The sequence below is a fragment of the Methanosarcina sp. genome (assembly GCF_035390745.1).
GTDB lineage: Archaea > Halobacteriota > Methanosarcinia > Methanosarcinales > Methanosarcinaceae > Methanosarcina.
This window is the reverse complement of the sequence record NZ_DAOOUJ010000056.1, coordinates 1-2,590: the sequence shown is the minus strand read 5'-3', so window position 1 is coordinate 2,590 and position 2,590 is coordinate 1. Positions and strand designations below refer to the sequence as shown.

Annotated in this window: 1 protein-coding gene and 1 pseudogene; one reads left to right on the top strand and one right to left on the bottom strand. The window is 42.4% G+C overall.

The features are described from left to right. The coding region (locus PLL47_RS11700; protein WP_324446383.1) for a PGF-pre-PGF domain-containing protein at window positions 1-2,225 on the top strand (2,225 nt) is incomplete at its 5' end. A gap of 177 nt (window positions 2,226-2,402) precedes the next feature. Here PLL47_RS11700 and PLL47_RS11695 read toward each other — a convergent pair. Then, window positions 2,403-2,590: pseudogene (locus PLL47_RS11695) on the bottom strand (ABC transporter ATP-binding protein); the annotation flags it as partial.

The window sequence follows — 2,590 nt, the reverse complement described above, 5'->3', positions numbered from 1 at the left end:
TTACTGTGAGCAATGTAAATGGTACTGATTCCATTGAGTCCATAATTACCGTTACTGAAGCCCCTGTACTTCCTGTAGCAAACTTCAGCAGCAATGTAACCAGTGGTTTTGTACCCTTGTCAGTTCAGTTTACTGACAGTTCCGAGAATGCAACTGCCTGGAACTGGGACTTTGGTGACGGGAACTCTTCAGCCGACCAGAACCCATTGCACATTTTCTCTACAGCAGGAACCTATACTGTCAATCTTACAGTAAGCAATGTAAACGGTACTGATTCAAAAACTACTGACATAACTGTTTCAGACTATATCTATGATTACTGTATTGAGAAAACCGTTTTAGATGTTTCTGGAAACGGCTCTTCAGCAAATATAACAAAAGCTGGAGATATCGTCAGGTACGAGGTTTGTGTAGAAAACAAAGGAAACATAGATCTTACCAGTATAAGTGTTAATGATTCTCTGATAAACCTTACAGGTCCTTTCGAGACTCTGAATACCAATGGTATTCTTGAAGTCGAAGAACACTGGCACTATACTGGCAATTACACTGTTACTCAGGAAGACCTGAACAATAACGGTGGAGGAAACGGTTTCATTAACAACACTGCAACTGTTGACTGTGCTGAACTTACTGCGAAAAGTGATAGTGCTCTGGTTCCTATAGAACAGAACCCTGCCTGCAGTATTAAGAAATATGTCCTTGATATTGCCGGAAACGGCCCTCAAGGCAATATAAGTTCTGCCGGAGATGTTATTCAGTTCCGTGTAAATATGACAAATAACGGAAACATTGACCTTACCAATATAAGTGTCCGAGATTCTCTGCTTAACCTTAGTGGACCATTTGGGGATATTGGCTTGTTTGGGTTGTATCAGTCCTCTCTAGCCCAGTATACAAGTAGTGGTGATGGTATTCTCTCCGTTGGAGAGACATGGTATTACCTTGGTAACTACACCGTTACTCAGGAAGACCTGAACAATAATGGTGGAGGCGATGGTTTCCTCAACAGCACTGTAACCTTAGAATCTTCTGAGACTGGTCCCATAAACGAAAGCACTATTCAGTATATCGATGAAAACGGTAATGAGACTGGCAGTGTTAGTCCTGGAATCCATATCGAACATAATCCGAGCTGTTCTTTCAGCAAATCTGTAATTGAAGTTGTAAATGGGGACAACGATACAGTTGATGATTCCGGAGATATCATTCGATACAGTATCCTTGCGATAAATGATGGTAACGTTGAACTCACGGGAGTTACAGTTAGTGACCCTCTCATCCCTCTGACAGGCCCTGTAGAGTCTCTGCATGCTGATGGAATACTTGAACTGGGAGAGAACTGGACTTACACAGGAAACTACACCGTAACCGAAGATGACATGGACAATGAGGGCGGCGGTGATGAAGATATTGACAACACTGCAACTCTGAGCTGTAATGAACTTTCAAATAAGACCAGCAGTGTAGAAGTAGAACTTATCATCCCGGAGAGCAGCGGTGGAAGCAGCCACAGCAGCGGTGGAAGCGGCGGATCTCCGGAACCTTCGACAAACATTGAAGTAAAAGAAATTTCCCAGGCCTTTGTCACGAATGGAAAAACTGTACAGTTTGATTTCACTAAAAATGCAACCTGTGTAGTGTACGTGGGCTTTGATTCTAAGAAGACTGCCGGTAAAATCACAACCATAGCCGAGCAGTTGAAAAAGAAATCTACTCTTGTCTCCAACCTGACTGAAGGAAAGGTCTACAAGTACTTCAATGTCTGGGTAGGAAACAGTGGGTTTGTAAGCTCAGATAACATGGAAAATATGAATATCTGTTTCAAGGTTAGTAAGTCCTGGCTACAGAACGAAAACATAGATCAGGATTCTATCACTCTGAACAGATACAACAACAAAATATGGGTACAGCTGCCAGTCAGCCTGTTAAAGGAAGACAGCAAATATCTGTATTTCACAGCCGATGTTCCGGGATATTCATTCTTTGCAATAACAGGAAAGTCAAACGCTTCAGGAGGATCTGTAACTGAAATAAAGCCTGATGAGTCTGAATCTGTTGAAGAAAATACCGGAAACAACAATGTAAAACCAGAGACTACAGATGAAGAAAATACAGGAGAAAGTGGTTCTAAGTTTGGAATTCTTTCCTTGATAGCCTTCCTGCTGATAGCCTGTCTGGCTGTTGTGTTTCTGTACTTCAAAGGACAGGAAAACCAAAAATAAGTAAGGTAACTGTTTAAAGTACATTAGCGGCGTTCTATCAAGCGCCGCAAAACTATTTTTTATTTCCCATAAATTAGTCCTCTTGAGCGAAGCGAAAAGGACAACGCCCTCCCGAGGCGGAACTCGGGAAGGACACCGCCCTCCAGAATCGCAATTCGGGTGGCGCAATTCGGGTGGTTAAAATACAATCATATCCGCTGCTCTGAGCCTGACCATGCATTCGTCGCCGGTTTCTATTTTTAATGAGTTAAATACATGGTTTGCAACCTCTACTTTCAGGAAATCTTCGCTATCTTTGAGGATAAGAGATATTATCCGGCTGGTGCCTTTGTTTACCACGTTCATTATTGTCCCGTCGAACAGGT